At 34.4% G+C, this 3,767-nt stretch carries 5 protein-coding genes and 1 tRNA gene; 1 reads left to right on the forward strand and 5 read right to left on the reverse strand.

Annotated elements, in window-relative coordinates:
- Positions 1 to 45: 45 nt before the first annotated feature.
- On the forward strand, positions 46 to 258 hold the full coding sequence (locus C9J45_RS21225; protein ID WP_233217869.1) for a hypothetical protein: 213 nt from the start codon (positions 46 to 48) through the stop codon (positions 256 to 258).
- A gap of 227 nt (positions 259 to 485) precedes the next feature.
- Here C9J45_RS21225 and C9J45_RS21230 read toward each other — a convergent pair whose 3' ends face one another.
- The 5 genes from C9J45_RS21230 to C9J45_RS21250 form a co-directional block, all read right to left on the reverse strand.
- Positions 486 to 1,064 carry a hypothetical protein gene (locus C9J45_RS21230; RefSeq protein ID WP_107205817.1) on the reverse strand — a complete coding sequence of 193 codons (579 nt, stop codon included), beginning with the start codon at positions 1,062 to 1,064 and terminating at the stop codon, positions 486 to 488.
- A gap of 404 nt (positions 1,065 to 1,468) precedes the next feature.
- Positions 1,469 to 1,559 (reverse strand) — tRNA-Ser (locus tag C9J45_RS21235).
- A gap of 86 nt (positions 1,560 to 1,645) precedes the next feature.
- Positions 1,646 to 2,437 carry a phosphorylase gene (locus C9J45_RS21240; RefSeq protein ID WP_107205816.1) on the reverse strand — a complete coding sequence of 264 codons (792 nt, stop codon included), beginning with the start codon at positions 2,435 to 2,437 and terminating at the stop codon, positions 1,646 to 1,648.
- 21 nt (positions 2,438 to 2,458) lie between these two features.
- A complete protein-coding gene (locus tag C9J45_RS21245) occupies positions 2,459 to 2,854 on the reverse strand; it encodes a hypothetical protein (protein WP_107205815.1) in 396 nt (131 codons plus the stop codon).
- Between the two features lie 453 nt (positions 2,855 to 3,307).
- On the reverse strand, positions 3,308 to 3,767 hold a 460-nt coding region (locus tag C9J45_RS21250), incomplete at its 5' end, for a hypothetical protein (protein WP_233217870.1).

Here is a 3,767-nt window from a genome sequence, read left to right on the forward strand (position 1 = left end):
AGGAATAACACAAGTACTAAAAGAAAGAGAATGGAGATAAGAGAGATGGAGACAAAGCAGGGTTCATATCCATGTTTAAGAATTATTGTGGCTTGTGGTCATAATAAGAAACAGCTTCAAGCGATCCAATTTATGTTCATGTTAGCCGGGCAACTGACGTTGCCCTCACCGAATAAAACGGTACGTATAAAAGCCCAACCCTTTTGCCCCTGCTGCCAACATGTCATGCAATTAACGGGAATATCTCGACCCAGATAACCGACGCTCAATAATAAGGATAATGGCATTCACGCTGCAGAACAAAAGAGGGTTTTATTATAAATCAGGGTATTAATATTATTGGTTCACACCAAGGATAACGTTCGACTTCTTTTTAGCATCACCCTTCATGATATTTCCAATATTTACTTATATAAGGTAGCTTGGGCTTGTCCAACACTTCGGATAGGTGTCGGCTACGCGACACATATCCTTATTTGTTAGCCTTACAGGTTACCAGACGAAGACAATTTGGTTTTTGTAACTACATTTTCAGAATTAAATTCAACAACCAAAAGATCCGTTCTAGTTTTAAACCCTTTTGTCTGTGAAAACATATACACTAGTGCGTAGCCAGTTTGATCCTCAATAATAGGATACAAATACTTACCTTTTGGCTCACCCATAACAGATACTACATTTTCTCGATTTTGACCTTCCTTTATGGTTTTAGCAGTATCTAGATCAAATTTTGTGTTATCTAAAGCGAAGGAACTTGTATACTCTTTACCCGCTAAAACTTCACCATTGAATAGTAAGCCTTGAGCTCTTGCTGGCGTTACACCAGGAAGGACTGCATCCCCACCGACTTTCGCGTACGAATAAGTCATTATGTCCAATGTTTGACCGTTAAATGTGTTTGTGCCATTTATATTAGCCTTCCCCATAGAAGCGACTACTTCTGCTTTTGTAGTAGAGCCAACCACTAACTGCTCTTCGCTCATTTTTTTGAAATTAACCCCTGCAGCACACCCCGTAATAACACTAATGATTGCACCAATTAATAACAATTTAACTTTTTTCATTTTTCTACCTCTAATTGTTGTTTAAAAATTTTGTAAGGCATATAACAGTATATTAATAAGCATTCTTACTTTTACGCTTTATTAATACAGTAAATATTCAACATCTTACTAAATAAAAGCACTAATTTTCATAGTGTTAGTCGCAAAAAATTACATCCAACCTATATTTTACTGTGATAAAAGTAAGAACAGTATTTCGTCCGTCGGATTAAAAAAATTATTGCGGCTTGTGGTGATGATAAGAAGATGCTTCAAGCGCAGTACTTTAGGTAGAGAAAGGTATGTAATAAATACAGGAAAGTAGTTTGTATTGAACCCTTTGTATCACCCCATTGGCATGGGCAGTTTCAATACGCTAGATACAAAAAAGCCGCTGATTAATCAGCGGCTTTTCGTTTTAAATATGGCGGAGAGATAGGGATTTGAACCCTAGATACGCTATAAACGTATGCCGGTTTTCAAGACCGGTGCTTTCAACCACTCAGCCATCTCTCCATGGCGCGAATAATAGCGAAGTGAATACCGAGTGTAAATAGTAATAAGTGCTATCTGGACAGACTTTAATCGAATTTAACGGATTATTATTTTGGAACACCGCAATCTGTTAAAAAACGTTCAAAACCGTAATTTTCTAGCCATTCCAATTGTTCAGTTGAACTCACCAAAAAGCGGCCAATAAAATTCACCCCATGCCCTTTTATTTCGCCAACTTGATTCTTTGTGCGAGGAATAAGCAACATCCAACGTTGTGTTAATAATATATTATACGGGTGACATTCTGTTAAGCCATTGATACTCGATGTCATATACAACTGCATTGATTCCATAACCGACAAATAATGCTGGTAAAGCTCTGCTGCATTTAAATATTCGAATCTCATCAAGTTATGTTTAAAGGGTAATAGTCCCTGAAGAATTGTCTTTTCTAAAGGCAGTGATGTTCTAATAAGCTGCATATGCCGATGCATTTGACTAGAACCTGCTATCGCACCTGAATTAAAAAAACCTAAGACGCTATCATCCGTTATTCCTTCTATCCAAGCTTCAAAATCCTTTAACACTAATGGCGACGTTTGCGGAATATAATTTTTCGCACAGATAAGTAGATGAGGAACAACAATAGGAAATTTATTTAATAAACAAACGTGTTGCTCTCCAATCGTGTTGATATATGCTGAAGGATTATATGGTGATACAAACGGATCATGAGTGGCTACAGATGGAGAATGTTTAACTTTCATATTCTCTGTCTCAACATTAACAATAAACTCTATCCCATTTTGCTCAATGATAAGATCGTTTGTTATTAACGGTAGTAACTCGCCTGACGCTAAACCCTTGTTCGACTTTTCATAACCGATATCCCACAGCATATTCTTTCCTTTACCACTTATTTAATAGTCTTCATCAATCTCAGGAGTACACTCTTCACAGCTTTGTAACGCAATCTCATGTTTAAACATTGCAACACCTTCTGATGTCATATGCTCTGAAATGAGATCATTCACTTCGGTTGAATCTTCTGAGTTAACTTGTCCATGGTTAATTTCATGTTCAGAATAACCATAATAGTTCAGTAGCAAATAATCGCGCGCTTCATCTTCTGAACATATGATACTGACTGAAAAATACTCTTCATAGTCTGTATTTGATTGAGAGATAACGCTTTTTATCTGTTCAAGCACATCGTCTTTCATACTTGGTGTAAACCATCCAAGTTCAGTTTTAGCCATTCGTTTATGACAGATAAAGCAAGGTAAATCTTCGCTGTAATATTTAAAGTTAGTCATTGTGAAACTCCATAAAAGAGGTACACGACAAAATATTCCTAATATAAATAAAATAATAGCTATAAAAATGGAATTTTGTGTTGCGTTTTGAGCTTTTATTCTAAAAATAATAACGTTAGCGAGATCATATGCTTTATAAATATAATCTCTTTACTTATTTTATTGACTCGAGATCACAAGTTAACAACTTTGTTATAAATTTTATGTTTTTAATAGCTATTCTTAAATAATCATAAATTGAATGCTTAACAGGATGTAAGATAAGCATTAGCTCTTAAATGGATTAGGAGGTTCAATCGGAGTGCAAAATAATAAAGAAACAAAAAAACAATGGATTATACCAGCAGGGATCAGCTTACTTATGGCTGTTCTCGGAGTAGTTATTCTATCTCCTTTTATTAATATTTAATTTAAATGGGGAGTTCCTTCTCCCCATTTACTTGTTACTAAACATTAACTTACAGATTCCATATTGAATGGATAATAATATTTTGGCATCTTCGCAAGCCGATTAATGTTTTGTCGTTCTTCTTCTGTTAATGCTAAATTATCTCTTGCAGTATATAAAGCGGATTGAAATATAAGCCAACTATTTAGAAATAATTTATCTCCTGTTTTAGCTGTATAATCCAATAACTTATATGTAAAATCTTTTTCTTTTTTTATAACACACCGCTGAAGAGCCATATTATTCAATTCATTAAGTATTATCTTTTTTCTTTCTAAAGGTTGGCTACTTAACCATGAGTCATTAATAGGTTTTAATTTTCTATTTTCAAGTAATTGACATTGATGAATTTGGTTCTCATATTCTTGTTTAACTTTTAACAACTGCATTTTCTCTGAAGAGCTATTTATGCTTAATGAAAATGAAGGAAAAGAGATAATTAAAAATATATACAATAACTTATAC

This window comes from Photobacterium sp. GB-1, assembly GCF_003026165.1.
Classification (GTDB): Bacteria; Pseudomonadota; Gammaproteobacteria; order Enterobacterales; family Vibrionaceae; genus Photobacterium.